This window comes from Arcanobacterium pluranimalium (genome assembly GCF_016907845.1).
GTDB classification, from domain to species: Bacteria; Actinomycetota; Actinomycetes; order Actinomycetales; family Actinomycetaceae; genus Arcanobacterium_A; species Arcanobacterium_A pluranimalium.
Genome location: NZ_JAFBCS010000001.1, coordinates 1529945 through 1554596, shown reverse-complemented (window position 1 = coordinate 1554596; position 24652 = coordinate 1529945). Strand labels below are relative to the sequence as shown.

12 protein-coding genes and 4 tRNA genes are annotated in these 24652 nt (G+C 51.1%); 8 read left to right on the top strand and 8 right to left on the bottom strand.

From position 1 onward, the window contains the following. Window positions 1–78: 78 nt before the first annotated feature. Together acnA and dxs are read left to right on the top strand one after the other, a co-directional pair. The gene (acnA, locus tag JOD55_RS06700) at window positions 79–2751 is read left to right on the top strand and encodes an aconitate hydratase AcnA (RefSeq protein WP_204399264.1); all 2673 of its coding nucleotides are present in this window, start codon (window positions 79–81) and stop codon (window positions 2749–2751) included. Window positions 2752–2952: 201 nt separating this feature from the next. Further along, window positions 2953–4824, top strand: a complete 1872-nt coding sequence (dxs, locus tag JOD55_RS06695) for a 1-deoxy-D-xylulose-5-phosphate synthase (protein ID WP_204399263.1) — start codon at window positions 2953–2955, stop codon at window positions 4822–4824. 107 nt (window positions 4825–4931) lie between these two features. Here dxs and JOD55_RS06690 read toward each other — a convergent pair whose 3' ends face one another. The 3 genes from JOD55_RS06690 to mprF all read right to left on the bottom strand — a co-directional run bounded on the left by JOD55_RS06690 (window position 4932) and on the right by mprF (window position 9578). Further along, window positions 4932–6134, bottom strand: coding sequence for an HRDC domain-containing protein (locus tag JOD55_RS06690; RefSeq protein WP_204399262.1), 1203 nt, complete (start codon window positions 6132–6134; stop codon window positions 4932–4934). Then, on the bottom strand, window positions 6131–6718 hold the full coding sequence (locus JOD55_RS06685; protein WP_338022218.1) for a DUF3000 domain-containing protein: 588 nt from the start codon (window positions 6716–6718) through the stop codon (window positions 6131–6133). The genes JOD55_RS06690 and JOD55_RS06685 overlap by 4 nt, the downstream gene beginning before the upstream one ends. 136 nt (window positions 6719–6854) lie before the next feature. Next, entirely contained in the window at window positions 6855–9578 is a 2724-nt protein-coding gene (gene mprF / locus JOD55_RS06680; RefSeq protein WP_204399261.1) for a bifunctional lysylphosphatidylglycerol flippase/synthetase MprF, read from the bottom strand. 211 nt (window positions 9579–9789) lie between these two features. On the opposite strand from mprF, the gene JOD55_RS06675 reads away from it, so the two are divergent. Next, the gene (locus tag JOD55_RS06675) at window positions 9790–11241 is read left to right on the top strand and encodes an alpha/beta hydrolase (RefSeq protein ID WP_204399260.1); all 1452 of its coding nucleotides are present in this window, start codon (window positions 9790–9792) and stop codon (window positions 11239–11241) included. A 12-nt stretch (window positions 11242–11253) separates the two neighbouring features. Here the strand turns inward: JOD55_RS06675 and treZ are convergent, their stop codons facing one another. The 4 genes from treZ to JOD55_RS06655 all read right to left on the bottom strand — a co-directional run bounded on the left by treZ (window position 11254) and on the right by JOD55_RS06655 (window position 18009). Continuing rightward, window positions 11254–13005, bottom strand: coding sequence for a malto-oligosyltrehalose trehalohydrolase (gene treZ, locus JOD55_RS06670; RefSeq protein ID WP_204399259.1), 1752 nt, complete (start codon window positions 13003–13005; stop codon window positions 11254–11256). Beyond that, window positions 13002–15563 carry a malto-oligosyltrehalose synthase gene (gene treY / locus JOD55_RS06665; RefSeq protein WP_204399258.1) on the bottom strand — a complete coding sequence of 854 codons (2562 nt, stop codon included), beginning with the start codon at window positions 15561–15563 and terminating at the stop codon, window positions 13002–13004. The genes treZ and treY overlap by 4 nt, the downstream gene beginning before the upstream one ends. Window positions 15564–15648: 85 nt before the next feature. After that, entirely contained in the window at window positions 15649–17823 is a 2175-nt protein-coding gene (glgX, locus tag JOD55_RS06660) for a glycogen debranching protein GlgX (RefSeq protein WP_204399257.1), read from the bottom strand. Window positions 17824–17937: 114 nt separating this feature from the next. After that, window positions 17938–18009 (bottom strand) — tRNA-Val (locus JOD55_RS06655). Window positions 18010–18216: 207 nt separating this feature from the next. Here JOD55_RS06655 and JOD55_RS06650 point away from each other — a divergent pair. The 5 genes from JOD55_RS06650 (at window position 18217) to JOD55_RS06630 (ending at window position 21246) form a co-directional block, all read left to right on the top strand. Then, window positions 18217–18289: transfer RNA gene (locus JOD55_RS06650), tRNA-Gly, on the top strand. A gap of 32 nt (window positions 18290–18321) precedes the next feature. Continuing rightward, window positions 18322–18392: transfer RNA gene (locus tag JOD55_RS06645), tRNA-Cys, on the top strand. Between the two features lie 47 nt (window positions 18393–18439). Beyond that, window positions 18440–18511 (top strand) — tRNA-Val (locus JOD55_RS06640). 370 nt (window positions 18512–18881) lie between these two features. Beyond that, on the top strand, window positions 18882–20051 hold the full coding sequence (locus JOD55_RS06635; protein ID WP_204399256.1) for a hypothetical protein: 1170 nt from the start codon (window positions 18882–18884) through the stop codon (window positions 20049–20051). Between the two features lie 16 nt (window positions 20052–20067). Next, window positions 20068–21246 (top strand): hypothetical protein, encoded by a 1179-nt coding sequence (locus JOD55_RS06630; RefSeq protein WP_204399255.1) that lies wholly within the window; start codon window positions 20068–20070, stop codon window positions 21244–21246. A gap of 119 nt (window positions 21247–21365) precedes the next feature. Here JOD55_RS06630 and carB read toward each other — a convergent pair whose 3' ends face one another. Beyond that, complete coding sequence (gene carB / locus JOD55_RS06625) at window positions 21366–24581, bottom strand: carbamoyl-phosphate synthase large subunit (RefSeq protein ID WP_204399254.1); 3216 nt, start codon at window positions 24579–24581, stop codon at window positions 21366–21368. Window positions 24582–24652: the final 71 nt, after the last annotated feature.

Genomic DNA, 24652 nt, shown 5'->3' with positions numbered 1-24652 from the left:
CGTGCGCTAAATTGTATCTTGACATCGAGATAAGTGGTATTGTGGACACTGGTACGAATACAAAGTTGAAGGAGTGCCATGAGCGTCAACACTTTTCAAGCGAAATCAAATCTCACAGTAGGTAACAAGGAATACCAAATCTATCGATTGAACGCTGTTCCTGGGCTGGAAAAACTTCCATACAGCTTGAAGATACTTGCAGAAAATCTCCTGCGCACCGAAGATGGTGCGAACGTAACTGCTAAGCATATCGAAGCTCTCGCTCACTGGGATGCCAGCGCGGTGCCGAGCGAAGAGATTCAATTTACTCCTGCTCGCGTGGTTATGCAGGACTTTACCGGTGTGCCGTGTGTGGTAGATCTGGCCACGATGCGCGAGGCGGTAGCAGATTTAGGTGGAAATCCAGATAAGATCAATCCTCTAAATCCAGCTGAAATGGTGATTGACCATTCGGTGCAAATCGACGTTTTCGGTACCAACGATGCCTTAGAGCGCAATATGGACATCGAATACGAGCGCAATGGCGAGCGCTACCAATTCCTTCGTTGGGGGCAAACTGCCTTTGATAATTTCAAAGTTGTTCCACCAGGTACTGGAATCGTTCACCAAGTCAATATCGAATACCTCGCTCGCGTTACGATGACGCGGGAGTGCGACGGCGTCGTCGAAGCATACCCCGACACGTGCGTAGGTACGGATTCACACACCACAATGGTCAATGGCCTTGGCGTGCTCGGTTGGGGAGTAGGTGGCATCGAAGCTGAAGCGGCGATGCTCGGGCAGCCAGTTTCGATGCTCATTCCGCGGGTTGTAGGTTTCAAACTCACTGGCGAGATTCCAACTGGTGCCACGGCGACCGACGTCGTACTGACGATCACTCAAAAACTGCGCGAGCACGGCGTCGTCGGGAAATTTGTGGAGTTCTACGGCGAGGGTGTGGCGCAAGTGCCGCTCGCAAATCGCGCAACAATTGGCAATATGAGCCCAGAATTTGGTTCCACTGCTGCTATCTTCCCGATCGACGATGTGACGCTCGATTACCTGCGTTTGACGGGTCGTAATGAGGAGCAGATCGCGCTAGTGGAAGCGTATGCCAAAGAGCAGGGGCTGTGGCTCGATCCGAATGCGCAGATTCAGTACTCTGAGTATCTTGAGCTTGATCTTTCTACCGTCGTGCCGTCGATTGCCGGCCCGAAGCGTCCACAAGATCGCATTGAACTCAGCTCAGCCAAAGAATCTTTCGAACAAGCCTTGCCTTCGTACCTGGGAGAAAGTGCGGCGAACCAGGCAGTGGATATTACTCTCGACGACGGCGTGCAGACGAGTGTCACGCACGGGGACGTCGTCATCGCATCCATTACGTCCTGTACTAACACCTCGAACCCATCCGTGATGCTCGCAGCTGCGCTTTTAGCAAAGAAAGCTGTTGCGAAAGGCTTGAAATCCAAGCCTTGGGTGAAAACTTCGATGGCTCCTGGCTCGAAAGTTGTGACTGACTACTACGAAAAAGCTGGTCTTTGGCCAAGTCTTGAAGCGCTAGGTTTCAACCTCGTGGGCTATGGCTGCGCCACGTGCATTGGAAACTCTGGCCCACTGCCAGCCCAAGTATCGCAGGCGGTGAACGATAACGATCTGACCGTCGTCTCGGTGCTTTCAGGAAATCGCAACTTTGAGGGGCGAATCAATCCAGATGTGAAGATGAATTATCTCGCTTCACCTCCGCTGGTGATTGCATATGCGCTGGCAGGAACGATGGATTTTGATTTCGACAAGGAGCCGCTCGGCACCGATCACGAGGGAAATGACGTATTCCTAGCCGATATTTGGCCAACTCCTCAAGAAGTACAAGAGACGATCGAGCAAACCATCGATTCAAATATGTTTGCACGCAATTACGCCTCTGTATTCGATGGCGACGCGCGGTGGAAGTCGATTAGCACTCCAGAAGGCGAGACGTTCGCCTGGGATCCACAATCGACGTATGTGCGCAAAGCTCCTTATTTTGAGGGCTTGACGATGGAGCTCAGCCCTGTTGAAGATATTGTGGGTGCGCGTGTGCTTGCCAAGCTAGGTGATTCGGTGACCACCGATCACATCTCGCCGGCAGGTGCCATCAAAGCCGACTCTCCGGCAGGGCGTTATCTTGCAGAGCACGGCGTCGAACGGCGCGATTTCAACTCTTATGGCTCGCGGCGCGGCAACCACGAAGTGATGATTCGTGGTACTTTCGCCAATATTCGCTTGCGCAATCAGCTTCTGGATGGAGTTGAGGGAGGATACACCAAGAATTTCCTCTCTGGTGCCCAAGAGGCTATTTTCGATGCAGCGCAAGACTACGCGAAACACAATATTCCACTGGTGGTATTGGGTGGGAAAGAATACGGCTCAGGTTCGTCGCGAGATTGGGCCGCTAAGGGCACGTCCTTGCTCGGTGTTAAAGCAGTCATTGCGCAGTCTTTTGAGCGCATTCACCGCTCTAATTTGATTGGAATGGGCGTGCTTCCTTTGCAATTCCCAGCTGGGGAGAGCGCCGATTCCTTGGGTCTGAGCGGAGAAGAAGTATTCGATATTATTGGTATCGAAGAGCTCAATTCGGGTACGACGCCGCAAACCGTGCGTGTTCGAGCTGCCGCCGATAATGGCCAGACCATCGAATTCGATGCAGTTGTGCGGATTGACACACCCGGAGAAGCGGACTATTTCCGCCACGGTGGAATCTTGCAATACGTGCTCAGGCAGCTTGCTGCCTAAAGTGCTCACGAAATCCACCCTTTGCGAACTGCGGAAATAACAGAAATTGCGGGGGTGTTCGAGAGATTGTGAACGCGGGCGCTGTGCGATGAGGACGACGAATTTCGTCCTCATCGCACAGCGCTTTTCCGAGTAGAATGTCTGTTGCGCAAGTGGCTGCTAACATAGATTCTTGTTGCAAATAAGTTGAAAGGAGATGCGATGAGCTTACTGGATAACATCCATGAACCGAGTGATCTTCGTAGGCTCAACGGTGTTCAACTCAATACCTTAGCTGCTGAAATTCGGCAATTCTTGGTCGAAAATGTGGCGCGCACAGGCGGGCATCTTGGCCCGAATCTCGGTGTGGTGGAATTGACCATCGCGATTCACCGAGTTTTTTCCTCACCAGCAGATGCAATTGTGTTTGATACTGGTCATCAAGCCTATGTGCATAAAATCCTTACCGGGCGCAAAGATTTTAGCCTATTGCGTCAGGAAGGCGGAATCTCTGGCTATCCATCGCGCGCAGAATCGGATCATGATGTGGTGGAAAACTCCCATGCCACCACCGCGCTTTCGTGGGCAGACGGTATCGCACGTGGATTTCAACTTTCAGGCAGAAAAAACCACGCTGTCGCAGTGATTGGCGACGGCGCAATGACTGGCGGTATGGCTTGGGAAGCTTTGAATAATATCGCTGAAGATCCACAGCGTCCAGTGGTGATTGTGCTTAACGATAACGGCCGGTCTTATGCGCCAACAGTAGGCGGTATCGTGCGCCGACTCGAACCAGTGCGGCGCCTCGATGCGATGCGAGTGCATCGAAATTATGAGAAGTTCTTGGGTTGGGGAAAGCGCACACTACAACGCGCTGGAACGCCAGGTCAGCTCGCCTACGAGACGCTGCATGGCATCAAGCGGGGAATGAAAGACGTTCTTTTTGATTCGGGAATCTTCGACTCGCTCGGATTGAAATACATTGGCCCGGTCAACGGACACGACATCCAAGAACTGGATGAGGCGATGCGGATGGCGAAAAACTTCGGTGGCCCCGTCGTCGTCCATGTGATTACCGAAAAAGGGCGCGGTTATCGGCCTGCTGAACAGAACAAAGATGATCACTTCCACGCGGTGGGAAAGATTCATCCAGAAACGGGACTCCCGATTGAGCCATCTCGATTCGGTTGGACTTCAGTGTTTGCTGAAGAAATAACTGAATTAGCGCGTCAAGACGAACGGATTGTCGGGGTTACGGCCGCCATGCTTCTCCCAGTTGGTCTAGGACCTTTGCGAGAAGAATTCCCTGAGCGCGTGATTGACGTAGGTATTGCTGAACAGCATGCTATGACGATGTGCGCGGGGCTAGCACACGCCGGTTTTCATCCAGTGCTGGCGCTCTATGCCACGTTTATGAACCGCGCCTTCGATCAATTGATTATGGACGTCGCTCTACACGGTGAGCCGGTGACGATCTGCCTCGATCGCGCTGGTATCACGGGCGACGACGGCGCTTCGCACAACGGTATGTGGGATCTGGCGATCAGTGCAATGGTTCCCGGTCTCACGGTTGGTATTCCGCGCGACGGCGATCGCTTGCGTGAGCTTTTGCGCCAATCGGTGCAGTTAGATGGGCCAAGTTTGATTCGCTACCCGAAAGGTTCGCTGCCTCCAGCTTTGCCTGCGGTGCGCCAAGAGGGTGACGTTGATGTCCTTTTCGAGCGCAAAGAACAAGGCCAGCAGCCTATTGTGGCGATTGGTTTTGGTCCTTTCGCACACGAGGTTGTGGAAGCTGCGCGAGAATTTTCTGGCGACGTCGTTGTGGTTGACCCGCGTTGGGCGTTGCCCGTGTCGCCAGCGCTCGTCGATATGGCGCGTGAGGCAAGGGCAGTATTTGTGGTGGAAGATGGACTGGTGAATGGTGGCATTGGTGCAGAAATTCGAACGGTACTGGAGCGAGAGGGTATAGACACGCCGGTAGTCTCGCACGGGATTGGTAAGAATTTCATTTCTCATGCCGCGCGCAAAAAAATTGTGCAATCACAGCATCTAGATGCACAAAGCTTATTGGAAAGCCTGAAAGCAATCAGCTGAAAACGGTGCTTGCTGCGCGGTGGTTACTGCCTAAGGGGAACGCTCGGTTACTGCAGAGCATTGTGTGGCAGTTACTGTGTGTTTGTTGCTGCCAAGGTAATGCGTGGTTACTGCACAGCGGTGAAAATAACCGGTGCAGCTTGCGCGATTTGCCAAGGGCGCGCGCCTTGTGCGGCGAGCAGATCGTGTAATTCGCTTGCACTAGCCCAGCCTTGCCATGCAACGAACTTTTGAATTGCAGGTTTGAGAAGCATATCTTGGCGAATGCCGAGCTCATCGGCGTGCGTGAGGATCGCCGAGCGTAAGCGGTTCCAACGCTGAGCTGCTTGCGGATCCAAATTCTCCCAACGTTTCACCGGAGGAAATGGGTCTTTATTTTCCTGAAAATGGCGCTCGGGCAATTGCGAATCTTTCAAATGCCATGCGCGATCAATCGCTTCCCACCAATGCACGGCATCTTTGCTGCGGATACGTGAACGCAACAAGGTGGAGTTGAGCACATCAGCGCGCGAACGCGGTTTTCGTGAAGCGAGCTCGGCGAGTATTTTAGATGGCAACACTTTGCTTGGAGAAACGTCTCGGTGGCGTCCAAGTTCATCGCGAGTATTCCAGAGCTGCTCTACCATTGCGAGTGCACGCCGATCGCGAATTCCTGCTTGACGAGCAGCTTTGCGCCAAGGCTGTTGCTTGGGAGCAGCCGGCGGACGAGTTCGAACAGCTTCACATTCTTGTTCGTGCCATTCAAGGCGTCCGGAATTTTCTAAGAGCGGGATCAAGTGATCTTTGAGCTCGTGCAGCACATCGACGTCTAGCGCTGCATATGCGCGCATTTCTGCTGATAGCGGGCGCTGTGACCAATCGGCGCTGGAATGTTCTTTCGCAAGAGCCACATTGAGCAGTTCGGCTACCATCGCCTGGAGCGATACTCGCTCGAATCCGAGTAATAATCCCGCAATTTCCGTGTCGAATACTTTTGCAGGGCGCAAATTTAGTTCAGCAAGGCACGGAAGATCTTGGTCGGCGGCGTGTAAAATCCATTCGTCGTTGAGTAACTCAGTGAGCTTGATAAGTTGATCTTCAACACCGATTGGGTCGATGAGGAATATAGGTGTGTTTTCGCGCTTTATCTGCACCAAATAAGCACGGTTGGAATATCTAATTCCCATCGCCCGTTCGGTATCGATAGCGAATGCGCCGCGGCCTTGTGAGAGCGATCGGAGCGCATCGTCAATCGAATTATGTGTGATTTCAGGTGTGCCACCGCGTGGCTCTAAGAGTGGGATTGCTTCTCGGTTATCAGAGGGGGTCAAATTCGATCAACTTTTCTTGGAAGAGCTTGCACATTTTCATATTCAGGGGGCAGACCAGACAGCTGAGCGCCGAAATGAGCCCAAGCCAATAGGTGTTCGGTCAAGTATGGAGTCTCGGGCGTCCAGGAGGCGCGTACTTCGAGTTCAATACGGGAGCTGTTGAGATACAAGCCGCCAAAAGTTTCATTGAATACGCGCGTTACTGTGCCGTTGAGGTTGTGGAATGAGGCACGGGCATCATTAATCGAATCGTGCAGCCATGACCACGCTACTTCACCTAGTAGCGGGTCGTCGCCAATTTCGGAATCCATAGGCGCTTGCGCATGTACAACGATTCGGAATTGTCCATCCCAAGCTGCCTGACCAGCAGGATCGTAGAGAACCACGAATTTGGTTGATCCGCGGTAGAATTCTGGATCCTGATCGGGTGAATCGTTCATTTCAGCCTGTAAAGCCACTGCCCACGGCGCAATTTTTGTGGGAGCAGGAATTTGTGTGACGTGAAATTCGGGTCGAAAATGCTGACCCTTGAGGCTCTCAAGTGCCGTAACAAAATCATTCGGGGGCATAGCTGAACCGGTCACGGTAAAACTGTAACTATGTACTGACTTTAAATGAGTAAAGGCGCGCCGGTAGAGGATAAGTTTTTGGCTCTGAATCACATTCAGAGCCAAAAACTGAGCAATAGTTAGCCACTGTAAAAGTTACATTCGGCAATCCTTAGGAGCTTGTAACGTCCGAATTTTCGCGTTTCTTAGGAGCGTTCTTCGGACGAGTTGATCCTTTTGGGGCCTTTGCTGCATCTCCTTGCTGAGCAACATGAGAAGCTGTTTCGTCTTCGCGGAAAGATTCAGCTTGGGGCGCACGCAGTTCCGCTACATATTCACGGCAGGATTGCGTCTCGTGGCTCTCCACGTATTTAGCAGGCCGGTTGATCACTTCGAGGAGCGCCAGCAAAGCAGAAGGCAAAGAGCGGTTCGAGGAGTACACCAAGTAGCGAGAATCCCAGCGCGGTTTAAACTTCTCTTTATAAGCGCGTAAGCCGTGGAAGTTATAGACGCGTGAGCCGAAATCATGCACGTAACGCATGAGCTTTTCAGCACCGTGAGAATGAATCTTCCGTCCCACATTCGACAGCGGTGCCATACCAAGATTGATCTCTTTGAATCCTGCCTCTTTCGCCCATTCGATCAGCGAGACCATAATTCCATCCATCGTTCCACCGGGGGAATCGGGACGGAAGCGCATGAGGTCAAAGGTCACGGCGTCGTCGTTCAAAAAGACGACGTTGGCGAAACCTTCGATACGATCCGCACTGCGTACGACGGCGATCGGTCCGCTCGAGAGGTAAGCCTCGTCGAAGAATCCAAGCGAAAATGCCATTTCTTCGCGGTTGCCTAGCCAGGAATCAGAAACTCGGCGTAGCTCAGCAAATGTCTCTTCATCGTAAGGTGGATAGAGCATTTGGAACTCGGTACCGTTTTGAGACATACGGTTGCGCATGCGGCGGAAAATCTTTCCAGAGTTGCCGATATTTGAATAAGTATCGAGCTCAAGAGATGCGTCTTCGCCGATCTTAACGAAACGAAGTCCCTGCTCGACCAAGTTTTCCAAGAACTTTCCAGAGATTTCGTAGAAAGCGACGTTCATATCGTGGGAGTGTGCGAACTCCAAGAACTCATCGAGAGCTTCGTCAAAACGATCTGTTTCTCCAATCGGATCGCCCAGCACGAGAAGATTTCCTTTATGAGGGCGGTAGAGCAGAGCAACTGATTCATCTTCAGTATAAAACACCTGCTTATCGCCCAAAGCGAAGAGATAGGAATAAGAGTTTCCGCTGTGCTTGAGCAAGAAATCGTGGAATCGATTTACGTCCTGTTCGTTAGGCGCTTGGAAAGTGAGCTTCTTCGAACGGGAGAACATCAAGATAAAGACGATTGCGAGCACGAAAGCGGTATAGAAAGCGAACTGTAACAATGGGTGGCTTGGGTTGATAATGCGCAAATACAAAGACTTTGAGTGGAATACGTGATGGCGCATTTCAATGACCAAGAACGGAATGCCAATGATCGCGATTGCCGACAAAATCAACTTGAGCGGCGTCGGCTGCATCGGCTCGGCGTCGTAGTTATTGCGGTCAAGGTAAAGCATGACGGCGAATGTGAGCAGCAGCGCAGCTTCTTCGTAGTCAAGACCTTTCACAATCGAACCGATAGCGCCTGCAACCAGCAAGATGAGAGCTGCCCAGTAGATGCGGCGAATGCGTGCGCGCAGGCCAATTGAGAGCACGATCAAGGCGATGCCGATGAGGAGAGTCGTTAAAGACGAGGCGCCACGAATGCTGTATGGGATGATCTGCGCGATTTTCCAAGCTCGCAGCAGGTTGTCGGGCGTCAGCGTTGAAATAACGAGAACCACACCGCACAGCGCAGTGCCAATCCAGATCACCGAATTGATAAATCCACCCTTGCGATACTCAGCGCGCAAGCTGCGACGCGTATCGGCAAATTCATTCACGGAGAGCAACAGCGCGAGGATCCAAGGCACCACGTAATAAGCAATGCGGAAGAGCACAACGCCAAGAAGCAGTTTGGTGGTATCGATATTTGCCGCTGTGAAGAGCGTGATGACCGTCAGATCGAAAGTGCCAATTCCAGCTGGAAGCATCGATGCAAGACCAATGATTGTTGCAGTGGAATAAACAAATAGTGTGAAGCCCAGACCCGCATGTGGAGCAAAAAGGCGAATACACAACCAGAAAAATACTGCAGCGGCGAGCCAATCAGCAACCGATGCGATGAGCATTTCGAATTTTTGCTTGTAGTTTTGGCGAGCTAGGAATGTATTTCCTAGACGCAGCTTCCCGATGTTGATGTGCTGGCCAAAGAAATAAAATGGAAGGTAAAGGCAGCCGAGCAGCGGGACGAGCATGAATGTGCCCTCCCATTGATAAGCAATGGGAGCAGTAGCCAAGATAATCGCAAAGAGTCCAAGCAGATTCGCAGCCCACACAGCAAAAGTGATGTTGAGTGCGGTGCGGCTCTCAATACCATTGGTGGTGTAGTGCTTCGTTCGAAGGGTGCCACCAGTGAGTCCGCCTAGACCTGCAAAATTGTTGAATGCTTGCGCAATCCAACCGATTCGTAGCGCACGACGCCGGGGAACGTCAATACCAAAGTGCTTTACTCCGTAGAAGTCGTAGATTCCCGTTGCGGTGAAAGCCAAAACGCCGAGCAGAATAATGCCAATGATGACGCTTGGCCGCTGCTGCGCAAAGAGCTCACGCATTTCTTCACCCGAGATTGACGAGAGCTCACGCTTAGCGACAATCACAACAGCAATGGTCATCACGACGTAGAATATACGCGTGAGTGCGACCTTATGCGCGCGGGCAAAATCTTTGATCTTCCCGAAAGTGGACACAGTGTTCCTAGAATCTTCCATACTTCTAATCTAAGGGCTAAAGTTAAAAATCTTGTACATCTTAGGTGTTGTTTTCGTTATATCAGCGTCATACTATGGTATGACACCCCAATGAAATCGCGATTTTTCCGCTAATGCGCGGCGAATGAGGTATTTGTCTAATGCCCAATTACCGTTTATAAATTTCTTAGATAGATTATTCTAATAGAGGCTCTCAAACACGGAGAGTTTAATGAGCTCGATATTTAATCTTTGGCTCACTGGAAGATACGGCTGGTATATGAGACCAAATTCTCTAATTGTTGTACTTTGTGCGTGGATTATTTTTCTTGCGCTCGTAATATTTGCCACTCGGATGCTTAAACAGCAAAAGATTATTAAGTTTTCGCTGTTGAGCGCAAGCGGATCGTTGATGCTGTGCCTGGCATTATTGGCGCAGATCAACTTCCACGGCGGCTATATGAAATCCTGGAGCGAAGTAAAAGAATTTGTCAGTGGCTCGGGCACTGTTCAAGCTAAGCCAGTAGCATTACCACCATTACCAGGAAACTTTGAGTCAGACGTTTACAAGGCGAATTTCACTGAAATTACCGATCCCACACTAAAAGGAAATAATTTTTCGGGATCCTTCATGGAAACCACTTGGCGCGGTCCACAGTCTAAGGTAGAACAAAAAATCAGAGTTTGGGCTCCCGAAGGCTGGCAGAAAATGCGGGACATGAATGTGATCGTGATGCTGCATGGATTCCCTTCAAATCCGCATTTGATGTCAGCAAACCTGCAGATTCCAAGTACATTGCCAGCCTTAATGAAAAACTCAGTCACCGGCCCCACGATTGTCGTTATGCCTGAGCTTCGTCCGGATTCACGTGAACCTGACTGTGTTGATCTGGAAGGACGACCAGCTGTCGGAACGTGGGTTACGCGCGACATCGTCGGTATGATAAATCGCAATTTCCCTGTGAGCCATGATCGCACAAAGTGGTCATTGGGTGGTATCTCTGCTGGTGGTTACTGTGCAGGTGTGCTGGGAGCACACTCTCCAGAAGTATTTGGCAATCTGCTGTTGCTCTCGGGATACGACGACCCAATGTTTGGCGGCTTGAAGAAACTGCCACCTAACAAGCGCTCGGATTTTGTGATTTCGAAAATTCTTCCCAAAGTTGAGCTTCCGATGCGAGTCTTGGCATCGTCGTCGGGAAACGATGTTGACGCGATAAAACTGCTCGGGCGGCTAGCAAAAATCAAAGCGCCGCAGGTTCAATTCGAACTTGACTACGGCTCGCACGGCGGACATAACTGGGCAGCATGGTCGGAGAATTTCAAAGATTCGATCTACTGGTTAGAGCACAAAAAGGCACCAAACGCTAGTTTGAAGACTGCCGCTGCCGAACCTAAGTCCAAGTACGGAATTGTGCCGGTTTACCTTACCTTTGCTGCATATTCATTGCTTATTGTTCTTGCCGTGGTGCTATTCCAACGCCGACAACGAAAACAGAATGGCGAAGGCCTCGCTCCAAGTAAAGCTCGCAATCTAGGCGTATGGGTACTGTGTCTTGCTTTGGCGCTCGGAGCTGCGGTTATGGGAACTCTGTGGCTGGGGTCTGCAATAAACCTCAAGATGGAAACAGTGCAGTCCTTCGATGATTTCGCACCTTTGGGCAGGCTAATCGGCATCTTGTGAGCACTGCTCACTTCATGCCGACGCCTCGGTGGTAAACACAGCCACGCCCGCCACATCGAACGTCACGACGTTGCTATCAGTGGTAACGCTGTCCCATGTAGCGAGGGTTTCGTGTACGTCAGCCGGAAGTACGACGTCGGTGGCACCGTCACGACTGAACGCAAGGATTACGTCGTTCCTACGCATCCAACCGCTGCGCGCACCGATGTCGAGCGTCGTCTTGCTCCTATCGCCGCTGGCGATGCTGGCGTTGCTCTTGCGAAGTTGTATCAAGCGCTGTACAAATTCGAAGAAACGGGCGTGTTCTGGAAGTTCAAGATCGCTCCAATTGAGCTTGGCTGATCGGAACGTCAGTTCCTCTTGTGGTGGCGGCATGAGCGGGGGATTCTCACCATAAACAGAGTTTAGATCCCAGGTAGAAAACTCATTCATGCGACCCTCAAGAATGTGCGGGCCAATCTCATCGCCGTGATCAGTGAAGAAAGGAAAAGGCGTTTTTGCTGCCCATTCCTCGCCCATAAATAGCAATGGAGTGAAGTGTGAAAGCAAGATGAGAGCACGCGATATTGCCAAATCAGCGTAGTTCAATGAATAACTTGGACGATCACCAATGAGACGATTTCCTACTTGGTCATGATTTTCGTCAAATACGATTAATGCGTGCCCGTTGAGATCTTCGGGTACTGCACAGCCGCGAATCTTCTTGTCAAAATTCGTCCAGATACCATCGTGGTAGAAGCCTTGGCGAAGAACTTTAGGTAACGTACCCGTAGCCGTGTATTCACTGTAATAAGCATTACTTTCGCCCGTGAGCCACACGTGCAAGGCGTGGTGAACGTCGTCTGCCCATTGCATATCAGCGCCGCGGCCTCCGTTTTGCGTGGGAGTGACGGTACGGGCATTATTCGCATCAGATTCGAACGTAACGGTAAGGTGCTTGCCCATAGATTCACCCAGCTCATGCACTGTATCGCTGAGTTCGGCCAAGAAATGATAGGAAGAGTCGTCGATCAAAAAATCTGTGGCATCTACTCGAAAAACATCAATATGGAAATCGCGTGCCCATTGGCAAATGTTGTCCAGGAAGTATTTGCGCACGTGCGAGCAGTGATCGCCGTCGAGATTGACGGCGTTACCCCACGGCGTATGGTGTTTATCGGTTAGATAAGGGCCAGCGAAGCCGAGGTAGTTTCCATCGGGCCCGAAGTGATTGTAAACAACATCTAGGCAGGCATGAATCCCGCGAGCGTGGAGTTCATCAATCAGATGGGCAAAGTCCTGCGGAGAACCATATTCTTCGTACGTTGCCATGATTGACACGCCGTCGTAACCCCAGCCGCGCCTACCAGGAATAGGATTGACGGGCATGATCTCAACAACGTCTATACCCAGTTCAACAAGATGATCGAGCTTTGAAATAGCCGCTTCGAACGTGCCTTCTGGCGTGAAAGTGCCTATGTGGAGTTCGTAGAACACCCCGCCACGCACATCGCGTGAAACCCAGTTTTGATCGGTCCACGTAAACTGACCAGGGTCAATGATCTCAGTAGGGCCGTGAACCCCGAGCGGTTGGCGGCGAGAGCGCGGATCGGGAACAGGTAAACCGCCGTCGAAAACCACGAAATAGCGTGTGCCAGCTGGAAAATCGTGCTCGCTGCGCCACACGTCGTCTTCGCCGCGCACGAGTGCAATCAGTTCTTCATTCGGGTGCAGCTTGATCTGTACTTCAGAGGCATGAGGTGCCCAGATTTCGATATTACTCATGGCATCCTTTCGAGTACTGCGGCGGGAAAAGCTTTGAGCAGATCAGCAAGCAAAATGGCGCCACCCTCGATTTTCTGACCAGTGAAAACATTGCGCCACACGCCGTCGGGAATAACTACGGTGTGCTGGGCAAATCCGCCGGAGCGCTCCAATGTGCTCACGTGGCGGGCAAAAACGCCGAGCACGGCGTCGTCGTCCTTGATACGCGCAAAAGCAAAAGCATGCGCAGTGGTCACGGGGAGCGGTTGATACTCGTAATCGGCGCTGGCAAGGCGTGGCTTGCTCTGGCGCAATCGCGCCATGCGCGAGGTGATCCACATTTTTTCGGTGTCGAGATCGGGATTTGAACCAAGACCATGGGCGTCGAGCTCATCGAGCAAATCGGCCAGACGTGGGTAGTCAACATTGCGGCGATTATCAGGGTCAACCAAAGAATTTTGGGTGATCTCTTGGCCTTGATACAGATCGGCAACGCCTACGATAAGCATTTGCAGAGCTTTCTGTGTCAAAATATTTGCCCGAGTTGAGGCGCCTAAAGCGTGGTGCACACTTTCGAGGATATTCACAACTGTTTCGTCGCTGATCACTGCATGTGCAAACTCGAGCAAGTTTTGTTCTGCGGCCGTATTTTGTTCAGTCCAGGTGGTCCATTTCTTTTGTTCGCGGGCAGCTTTGAGTAGATACTGATCAAGACGTTCAGTTTCAATTGGCCCCTTGGGCGTCCACGTGCCAATCAGCGTTTGCCACAGCAAATTTTCAATCTGGACATCGAGATCTAAGGGGCGAATTTCTTCCGTATGAGAACGCAGCAGCGTGAGGTTATCGCGCCACAAATCGGCATGTTCAGATAGTGCCGCGATCTGTGCGCGAGTGTCCTCACCTCGCTTAGTATCGTGCGTGGTAAGGGTGGTGAGGGAGGTTGGCCATTGCCGCTGGGTTTGGCTTTGCCAGGCGTGGAATTCATCGGCTGAGCAGGTGGGATAATGCGGTCCGCCGCCCACTTCATTCATCGACAACAGTGCTGTGTAGCGATAGAAAGTAGTATCTTCAACGCCCTTGGCCATAACCGGACCACACAGTTGCTGGAAGCGAATAATAGCTTCGTGGCGAGCGTCGTCGTGCGTTCTTCCTGCTGAACCGATTTCGTTGCCGAGCAAGAGTTCGACGACGGCGTCAAGGGTGTCGTAGTCTTCTTCGTCAAGATTTCGGTGCGCTTGCGAATGAGCTGCGCGAAGCACGGATTCGTCCTCCGCAGAGGGCTTTTCACCAGGGACGACGTAGGCGCGATAGCGATCCATGTGCACGACTAATTCCACAAGCGTACGACGGATCGCGCGGAAAGTATGGTCGCGTAGTCGCACATCTGCGTGGAAAACAGATGCCACAAGCTGGGCTAGACGATCGACTTCTGCGAAAAGAGATTGATCCACAATCTGCCGTTTAGCTGCAATTTCAGTTACTTGCACGCCGTCGAAAGAGCCCGAAATTTCAGTGTACAGACTGGTGAGGTCAGGTATACCTTGGGGGTCGGTGAAAAGGCCTTGGATTCGGCGCAGTGCGTCATATCCTGTGGTACCAGCGCACGGCCAATCGCCAGGTAGTGATTCCTCACCCTCGAGAATCTTTTCTACAACAACCCAGGCGCCATCAGTTTCAGCTTTGAGCTGGCGCAGATACTGGCGCGGATCAGCCAACCCGTCAGGGTGATCGATTCGGAATCCGTCGATATCGCCCGCATGATAAAGCTCAATGAGCAGGCGATGCGATTCTTTGAATACGTCTTCGTCCTCGACGCGAATTGCTGCCAGTGTATCGACGTCGAAAAAGCGGCGGTAGTTCAGTTCTTCATTGGCAACTCGCCAGTAGGAGAGCCGATAAAACTGGCTGTCTACTAGCTCAGCAATCGGGAGGTATTCTGTGCCACGTCTGACTGGGAAAATGTGATCGTAATAGCGCAAAACGAAAGTTTCGCCGTCGTCTTCATACCCTGGCACAACCATCTGTTCAACAGTGAGTTCACCTGCGGCGAGCACTGTGCCGATACGCTTGCCAAGGATCGGCATCAAAATGCCATCGCCAGATTCTTGGAGATCAATGTCGAACCAGTGGGCATAGGGAGAATCTTTGCCATCGCGCAGCACAGACCACAGCGCACGGTTGTGGAAGAGCGGTGTGGGCACAGCCATATGATTGGGCACCACATCCACCACAACTCTCATTCCCGCCTCGTGAATAGTTGCAGAGAGTTTCTTAAATCCTGCTAGGCCGCCCATTTCCGCAGAGACGGCGTGGTGATTCACGACGTCGTAGCCATGCGTTGATTGGGGAGCGGCTTGCAAAATAGGGGAGAGGTAGACGTCCGTGATACCGAGTTTGCACAGGTAAGGGACTATTTTTTCGGCGTCGTTGAAGGTGAATTGTGGTCCCATTTGCAGGCGGTAGGTGGTAACCGGCGTGGGAGTGGTCCCTCGCTTTTCTCGCACAGATGAGGCGTCGTTTGTGGCAAGCGTGTGCGCACGATCTGCGTGAATTTGAGTAAAGCTTTGGGGAGGGATCATTATTCTTCCTGTTCGGTGGGATCGTTTCTTCAGGTTTGCCGCTGTTTGGATCGGGTTGCGCTGCCGGTTTGATCGGGTTTTGCCGTTACAGCGCTTGAGAATTGCTTCCTGATACGAGCGAACCTAAGGCGCGAGTTTCCTTTTGCGCGCTCATCTGCGCGCGTTGGAATACCCACGAGGATCGTGCAGTGGCGGTGAATGACTCTCCTGGTGACAGCGTGAGATTAGGGTTTGCTTGGGAGTCAGAAGAGAGGATGAGCTGCCAAGAATTTGGGTTGTCGGATTGCGGCAACGTGAATTCGATGTCCGTATCTGAAGCATTAAAGACGATGGTGAAATCGTCGTCAATGATTGGCATGCCACGCATATCTGGCTCGCCGATCTTTTCTCCGTTGAGGAACACCATCACTGACCGTGCATAAGACGTAGACCAGTCAGAATCTTCCATGTAGGAAGCATCGTTTCTGAACCACTCGATATCGCCGTTGGACGAACTTCCTCCGCGAGAGGATTCGCCTTTGAAAAAGCGACGCCGCTTAAACACAGGGTGTTCTTTGCGAAGTTTGATGAGAGCCTGAGTGAAGCGGAAAATATCGGTTTCTTCATCGCCAAGTTGCCAGTTCACCCACGAAATTTCGTTATCTTGGCAGTAGCTGTTGTTATTTCCTTGCTGAGTTCTGCCAATCTCATCGCCGTGCGACAGCATCGGTACACCTTGCGAGACTAGGAGAGTGGTGAGGAAATTCTTAATTTGCCTCACTCGCAGGGCGTTGATGGCTGCGTCGTCGGTTGGGCCCTCGGCGCCGCAATTCCATGACCTGTTGTGCGATTCGCCGTCTTGGGAGTTCTCCCCGTTAGCTTCGTTGTGTTTTTCGTTGTAAGACACGAGGTCACGCATCGTAAAGCCATCGTGTGCGGTCACAAAATTGATCGATGCCATCGGGCGGCGGCCAGAGTGCTCATACAAATCAGAAGAACCGGATATGCGCGAAGCAAATTCGTCGAGGGTAGAAGGCTCGCCGCGCCAAAAATCGCGAATGGTATCGCGGTACTTTCCGTTCCATTCCGTCCACAATGGAGGGAATTCGCCAACGTTATAACCACCCTCACCGATATCCCAGGGTTCAGCAATAAGTTTGACCTGGGAAATTATTGGGTCTTGCTGAATGATATCGAAGAACGACGAAAGCTTGTCGACGGCGTATAGCTCACGTGCGAGCGTGGAAGCGAGATCAAAGCGGAAGCCATCCACGTGCATTTCTGTGATCCAAAACCGCAGCGAGTCCATAATTAGCTGCAAGGTGTGTGGCGACCGCATATTGAGCGAGTTTCCAGTGCCAGTGGTGTCGAAATAATGGGCACGATCATCAGGAACCAAGCGGTAGTAGGCTTCGTTGTCGAGGCCACGGAAAGAAAGTGTTGGACCAAGATGGTTTCCCTCTGCCGTGTGGTTGTAAACGACGTCGAGAATCACTTCGATTCCAGCTTCGTGAAAAGCTTTCACCATTGACTTGAATTCATCAACTTGCTCACCCAATTCGCCGGTGGCCGCGTAAGTATTTTGAGGTGCGAAAAAGCCGATGGTGTTGTAGCCCCAATAATTTGACAGCCCTTTTTCAATGAGCGATGGATCGTTGACGAACTGGTGGACTGGCATAAGCTCAACTGCTGTAACTCCCAGCTCTTGGAGGTATTTGATCATCGTTGGGTGCGACATCCCCATGTATGTGCCCCGCAACTCTTCAGGGATTTCAACGCTTTGTTGAGTCATACCTTTGACGTGTGCTTCGTAAATGATCGTATCGTGGTATTCGTGTTGAGGCGGACGATCGTGCCCCCAGTCGAAGTATGGATTGATGACGACGGAGAGCATCGTGTGGTGGAGCGAATCAAGTTCTGAGCGTTCTTCGCGGTTGGAGAAGCTGTAGGAAAAATTTGCTTGATGATTCTCTACTTGCCCGGTAATCGCTTTAGCGTAAGGGTCCAAAAGAATTTTCGAGGGGTCAAAACGTTGGCCGTTTTCTGGGTCAAAATCGCCGTGCGCACGAAATCCGTAACGCTGGCCAGGGCGAACGCCTGGAATGTAGCAGTGCCACACGTGTGCATCAACTTCGCGTAACTCAATGAGAGTCTCATTGAGTTCTTCATCAAGGAGAGCGAGTTCAAGTTTTGTGGCGCTTGACGAGAATACGGCGAAATTGGTGCCGACGCCGTCATAAGTAGCGCCAAGTGGGTACGGGTTTCCTGGCCAAATTTCCATACTCTAAGAATCTCATGAAAATGCTACTAACATGCACACATATCGCGATTGGAGGAAAGATTTGAAGAAGGATTAGTCAAAGATAGGAGAGGATTGGGAGAAAGGTATAAAAAGTGGGCGATACTGGGTTCGAACCAGTGACCTCTTCCGTGTGAAGGAAGCGCGCTACCACTGCGCTAATCGCCCTTGCATCACAAACTTGCGTGTTTGATGATTGCGTAACAAATGGTATCGAGAAGGTGTCAAATAAGCAAACACGAACATGGTGGTGCAGGTCATGTTTTTGTGATTGGACATGTGGGGTGAAAGTTCGTTATATTTATCTGCGTCGCCAAAACGACGAAAACCGATTCGGTGAGTATTTGCTGATAAGGGATTCGCTGAGGCGAGAATGCGGATGTAGCTCAGTTGGTAGAGCACAACCTTGCCAAGGTTGGGGTCGCGGGTCCGAGTCCCGTCATCCGCTCGATGGCCAAGCAGATAACTGCTCAACCACCTGGTGGGTTGGCCGAGAGGCGAGGCAGCGGCCTGCAAAGCCGTATACACGGGTTCGAATCCCGTACCCACCTCATTTTTAAGACACTCAGTCTTTGGCTGGGTGGCTTATTCGTTCTTAGGGCGATTGGCGCAGTGGTAGCGCGCTTCCTTGACACGGAAGAGGTCACTGGTTCGAACCCAGTATCGCCCACTCATTTGTTTCGGCAAAGTTAATTTCTTCTGCGACAAAGCCATTTTTCGTGGTGTTGATTCCTCGTGGCTAATGCTATCCGTTACTCATGTTTAGTGGATTATTCGCGCTGATCGGCTCTGAGGTTTACTATTGGTCTGCAAGGCGCGTTTTCTTCATCTTTCTTCATCAAGACGACGCCAGTGTGCACGTGTTTCGTTGTAATAATTCTTTCTTCATCCAAATAATTAAAAAGTAAATTATCAAATTATTTTCTTTTGTTGTTGGAGTTGTGCTAATACTGATCTTGATATTTTGTTGTCGATGTTGATGACTCGCAAGCCGAATTGTTGGCAACTGGGTCGCGGAGATGATCTGAATTATGGGTGTGGTGTTGTCGTTTGATGCTGGGGTGCGTTTGGCTCGGGTGTGTATCCGGTTGGTGCTGCGCCACTCTTTCCAGCTACAGAGAGGGGCAAGATATGCCCCGTCGTTAGTCCATAGTGGTTATGATGCCGACTCGTTTGAACATTTGCTGCGTTTAGCGAGTGACGCTATTGAGGATCGTGATTTTCTTGGTGCTCGGGATTATATTGCTGCTGGTTTAGATGTGTTGTTGGAAGAAGAGAAGCAGCCGCAGCATCTTGTGGCATCCCTTGAGGATTTAATGGTGTTTCTTGAGGGTTTGGCTCAAGGACATGTTGATGCTGATCGTGGGTTGGCGGCGTGGTTCAGGGAAACACATTGGTGGAGGTCTAAGAATTCTTTGGGCGTGCCCTATGGCTCTGGTGTGGAGAAGTTTATCTGGGTTCATTGGATCGGATCAGTCATTATGTTTGGGATCGGGGTTATTGTTCCGGTGGCTATGATGGGCTGGAATGCTTTCTTCCCTGCATTAGGATTATTTCTGTTGTATGCTGCGGTATTTGCATCAGTTGGTTTTGCGAGAGTTACGTTTATTCGTGTGTGTGTGTTGCTGTGCGAGTTGGGAATGCTGTGGTGGATGTGGGGCATGTTTTCTGGTGAGGGTCAGTATTACCGGTTGAGTATGTGCTTCGGTATGGGTGTTGGCGGTTTAGCGTGTGCAGGTATCTTGTATGCGAAGGTGTTTCGTAATTCGAATAGTTTTGGCACGATGGGGCGGATTTGGGTTCGTCAAATTGAACGTAAGAAGCTTTTTGAGGTGGTTGTGGAAAATGAGTTTTTTGAGGTTGTTGATCGGTTTACGATAACGAAATTTAAAGCATTTTTCGAACCGATAATTTCTTTTACTTTGACTTCTGATCTAACCATTGAGACGGTGATGAATGGTGATTTGTGTGATGATTCGTGGTTTCAGGTGTATCCGGCGTTGATTGCTAATCGTGTGAGGAGTTGGGGGAGGAATCTTGTTCCCAAGGATTGGAAAGATTCTTATGAGACGTCCCAAGGTATCGATAAAGTTGATTTTGAGAAGTATTTTTCGACCTTGGATGTGTCGTTGATTCCACCGGGTGTGGAGTCAAGCCCACGTCAGGCTTACTCTGCTTATGTGGAAGATCCTAAGCCTAAGCGCAAGTAGTAGATGGTAGTAAATCATGGGTGTGGTGTTGTCGTTTGATGCTGGGGTGCGTTTGGCTCGGGTGTGTATGCGGTTGGTGTTGCGGCAGTCGTTTCAGGTGCAGCGTTCGGGGCGGTATGCGCCGTATATCATGCATAGTGGTTATGATGTGGAGCGGTTTGAGTCGTTGTTGCGGTTAGCGTCTGATGCTGTTGAGGTTCAGGATTTTCTTGGTGCTCGGGGTTATGTTGGTGCTGGTTTAGATGTGTTGTTGGAAGAAGAGAAGCAGCCGAGGCATCTTGTGGCTTCTCTTGAGGATTTGGTGGTGTTTCTTGAGGGTTTGGCTCAAGGGCATGTTGATGCTGATCGTGGGTTGGCGGCGTGGTTTAAGTTAACTCATTGGTGGCGGGCTAAGAATTCTTTGGGTGCTCCGATGGGATCGGGTGTTGAGAAGTTTACGTGGGGACATGCTGCTTTCTGTATGTTGTTTATCGGTATCAATGTGGTTGGTGCGATAATCGCGTACGGCACCAGATCTGTTTTTCCAGTGTTGGGGCTGTTTAGTCTGTATTTTGTTATTTTTGCGAGTGCCGCTTATTTGTCGACGTATGTTAAGCGTTATCTTTTATGGGGGGCATCAGGTATTCTGGGGTATTTTATTTGGTCGGCTATTCCGCAAGAGATGTCTGGGATTCGGTACACGATGTGCGCCGGCGCGTTTGTTGGTGGCCTAGCTTGTTTCGGTATTGTTTATGAGCGAGTGTTTCGTAATTCGAATAGTTTTGGTGCGATGGGGCGGATTTGGGTTCGTCAGGTGAGTAAGAAGCGTTTTGATGTGGTTGTGGAGAATGAGTTTTTTGAGGTTACTGGTCGGTTTACGATAACGAAGTTTAAAGCTTTTTTTGAACCGATCATGGCTTTCAGTTTAACCGCCGACTTGGACACTGTTACTTGTATGAATGGTGATTTGTGTGATGATTCGTGGTTTCAGGTGTATCCGGCGTTGATTGCTAATCGTGTGAGGGGTTGGGGGAGGAATCTTGTTCCCAAGGATTGGAAGGATTCTTATGAGACGTCCCAGGGTATTGGGGAGGTTGATTTTGAGAAGTATTTTTCTTCGTTGGATGTGTCGTTGATTCCACCGGGTGTGGAGTCAAACCCACGCCAGGCTTACTCTGCTTATGTGGAAGACCCTAAGCCTAAGCGCAAGCACTGAATCGCTGGAAGCGAAACATTTGCTACAGGGGAACAGCTGGCCGCGAGACCACAACTCTGAGACCACAAGCCCACCTTTCTTCGCGGCAAATCATGTTGTGAGCCGAGCACGAGCACTCGTTAGTTGATCTCGTGTAACTCCACCACGGCGTCGTCTTCACTATGAGCAATCGCTGAAGTGATTGCTTTGCCTCCAGCGATCGTGGTGTAGATCGGGATTCGCATAGCTAATGCTTTCTGGCGGATTTTCGCGCCGTCTGCCACCACTTGCCCTTCAGAGTTTCCAGTATTAACCACCAAGGAGATCTCTCCGTTGGTCATGGCATCAATGATATGTGGACGCGCCTCGGTGCGGCGGTTCATGATTTGAACATGCACGCCGTGTTTGGCAAGATATTGCGCAGTTCCTTGCGTGGCACATAGCCCAAAACCTAATACCTGCAATCTGCGCGCAATATCCACGATTCCAGGTTTGTCCTTATCTTGAACGGACAAGAAGGCCTTACCAACCCTTGGCACACTCCCACCAGTTCCGATTTGAGCTTTGTAATATGCCTGCGCAAACGACGCGCCACTGGCCATCACCTCACCAGTAGAGCGCATTTCTGGACCAAGAATAGTATCCACACCAGGAAATTTAGTAAAAGGAAATACTGGCGCTTTCACCGACCACACCTTCGGCGTGGCTTCTCCGGTGTTATTGAGCTCGGAGAGTGTTTTGCCTACCATCACCAGCGCCGCAATCTTTGCTATTTGCCTGCCGGTAGCTTTGGAAACGAAAGGTACAGTGCGCGAAGCACGCGGATTAACTTCCAGCACGTAAATCTCGCCATCTTGCACAGCGAACTGCACGTTCATCAGGCCAATAACGCCAAGTTCCTGAGCGAGCTTTGCAGTTTGAAGCCGGATTTCTTCCTGTATCGCCTGTGAAAGTGAGTGTGGGGGCAGCGAGCAGGTGGAGTCCCCGGAATGGACGCCGGCTTGCTCCACGTGCTCCATAATCCCCGCAATCATCACATCGCTACCGTCGCTTATACAATCAACGTCCACCTCAATCGCGTGCGACAAAAACGAATCGAGGAGCACCGGATTTTGAGGTGAGACGTCCACAGCTTTGCCCATATAGCGCCGGAGCTGATCGTCGTCGTAAACCACCTGCATAGCGCGTCCGCCCAACACGTAGGAGGGACGCACCATAAGCGGGTAGCCGACGTCGTGTGCCATCGTTATCGCTTCGCCTACCGAGCGAGCGATGCGATTTTCTGGTTGGAGAAGCCCGCATTTCGCCACAATTTTTTGGAAACGTTCGCGATCCTCGGCAATATCGATGGCTTCGGCGGAGGTTCCCACGATCCTTACGCCGTGTTCTTCCAGCGCACGAGCCAATTTGAGCGGAGTTTGCCCGCCATAGTGAACTATCACGCCATCGGGTTGCTCAACGTCCACAATATCGAGCACTTTTTCCAGCGTAAGTGGCTCGAAATAGAGCTTATCGGAGGTGTCGTAATCGGTTGAGACGGTTTCAGGATTGCAATTGACCATGATCGTCTCATAACCCGCTTGGCGCAAAGCAAGAGAGGCGTGCACGCAGCAATAATCGAATTCGATGCCCTGGCCGATCCGGTTTGGTCCGCCACCCAAAATCATTATTTTGCGCTGCTGCGTGGGATCAGCTTCGCATTCTTCCTCGTAGGTGGAGTAAAGATAGGCGGTTTCGCTCGCAAATTCGCCCGCGCAGGTATCGACGCGTTTGAATACAGGCGTTACGTTCAATTCCTGACGACGCCGGCGCACGTCGTCGGGAGAAACCGCAAGTAGCGCCGCGAGCCGAGTATCCGAAAAGCCTTTCTGCTTGGCAGTAAATAGGGTATCGGGCGTTAATTGCTCCAAACTGAGTGTGCTGAGCTGGTTTTCTATTGCGACGATTTCCGCGATCTGGGCGAGGAACCACGGATCAATGGATGTGAGAGCATGGATTTCTTCAATGCTCATTCCGGCTCGGTAGGCGTCTGCGATAAAAAGTATGCGCTCAGCTTTTGGAACAGAGAGTTCTTGTTTGATCAGGTTCACCTGCGTGCTCGTCGACGAGCCATGTGTGGTTTGGGGATCGAATCCGCTCAATCCCACTTCCAAACCGCATAGCGCCTTTTGAAGCGACTCTTGGAAAGTTCTGCCGATTGCCATCACTTCACCTACTGATTTCATCTGCGTGGTGAGATGAGGATCCGCGGCGGGGAATTTTTCAAAGGCGAATCGCGGTACTTTTGTAACCACGTAATCGAGGGCCGGCTCGAATGAGATTGGCGTGCTGCCTCCGGTGATATCGTTTTGCAGCTCATCGAGCGTATATCCCACGGCGAGTTTGGCAGCGACTTTAGCGATCGGAAAACCGGTGGCCTTTGAAGCTAAAGCAGATGAGCGGCTCACCCGCGGATTCATCTCGATCACAATGATTTCACCAGTGCTAGGGTGAACGGCGAACTGAACATTCGAGCCGCCGGTATCTACACCAATTTCTTGAAGTACGGCAATCGAAGCATTGCGTAAGAGCTGGTACTCCTTATCGGTGAGCGTTTGAGCTGGAGCTACAGTGATTGAATCGCCGGTGTGAATGCCGCAAGGATCGAAATTCTCGATTGAGCACACGATAATGCAGTTATCCATGCGATCTCGCACCACCTCCATCTCAAACTCTTTCCAACCCAAAATGGATTGTTCAATGAGCAGTTCGTGAGTGGGGGACTCTTCGAATCCGCGCAGACAAATATCGGTGAATTCATCTCGGTTATAGGCAATGCCACCTCCTGATCCGCCCATCGTGAACGATGGGCGGATCAGGGTGGGGAAACCAACAGCTTGCTGTGCTTGCATGGCTTCATCAAGGGTGTGGCAAACAAAAGATTTCGGCGTATTTAAGCCGATATTTCGCATTGCCTCCTTGAATTTGCCGCGATCCTCTGCTTTGGCAATAGCTTCTTCACTCGCACCAATTAATTCCACGTTATACCTGGCTAAGATTCCGCGTTGTGCCAGTTCAAGAGCGCAATTAAGTGCGGTTTGACCGCCCATGGTGGGCAAAATTGCATCCGGGCGTTCACGAGCTATCACTTTTTCAAGCGTGCGCCACTCGATCGGCTCAATATAGGTGGCATCGGCTACGTCGGGGTCGGTCATGATCGTTGCCGGATTGGAATTGACGAGCACAATCCGGTACCCCTCCTCGCGCAGGGCTTTGCAGGCCTGTGCGCCAGAATAGTCAAATTCGCAGGCTTGGCCGATCACAATTGGACCTGCACCAATAAGCAATATAGTTTTAAGATCTGCTCGCCGTGGCATGTGCAGTTATTTCCTTTCGATAGCAGTGGGAGGTACACGTAGTGTCATAAATTTGTCGGTGAGCATCCTTT

What these genes read in the sequence shown, in the direction of transcription:
- acnA (WP_204399264.1), top strand. Translation starts at nt 79, where the DNA reads ATGAGCGTCAACACTTTTCAAGCGAAATCAAATCTCACAGTAGGTAAC.
- dxs (WP_204399263.1), top strand. Translation starts at nt 2,953, where the DNA reads ATGAGCTTACTGGATAACATCCATGAACCGAGTGATCTTCGTAGGCTC.
- mprF (WP_204399261.1), bottom strand. Translation starts at nt 9,578, where the DNA reads ATGGAAGATTCTAGGAACACTGTGTCCACTTTCGGGAAGATCAAAGAT.
- JOD55_RS06675 (WP_204399260.1), top strand. Translation starts at nt 9,790, where the DNA reads ATGAGCTCGATATTTAATCTTTGGCTCACTGGAAGATACGGCTGGTAT.
- treZ (WP_204399259.1), bottom strand. Translation starts at nt 13,005, where the DNA reads ATGAGTAATATCGAAATCTGGGCACCTCATGCCTCTGAAGTACAGATC.
- treY (WP_204399258.1), bottom strand. Translation starts at nt 15,563, where the DNA reads ATGATCCCTCCCCAAAGCTTTACTCAAATTCACGCAGATCGTGCGCAC.
- glgX (WP_204399257.1), bottom strand. Translation starts at nt 17,823, where the DNA reads ATGGAAATTTGGCCAGGAAACCCGTACCCACTTGGCGCTACTTATGAC.
- JOD55_RS06630 (WP_204399255.1), top strand. Translation starts at nt 20,068, where the DNA reads ATGGGTGTGGTGTTGTCGTTTGATGCTGGGGTGCGTTTGGCTCGGGTG.
- carB (WP_204399254.1), bottom strand. Translation starts at nt 24,581, where the DNA reads ATGCCACGGCGAGCAGATCTTAAAACTATATTGCTTATTGGTGCAGGT.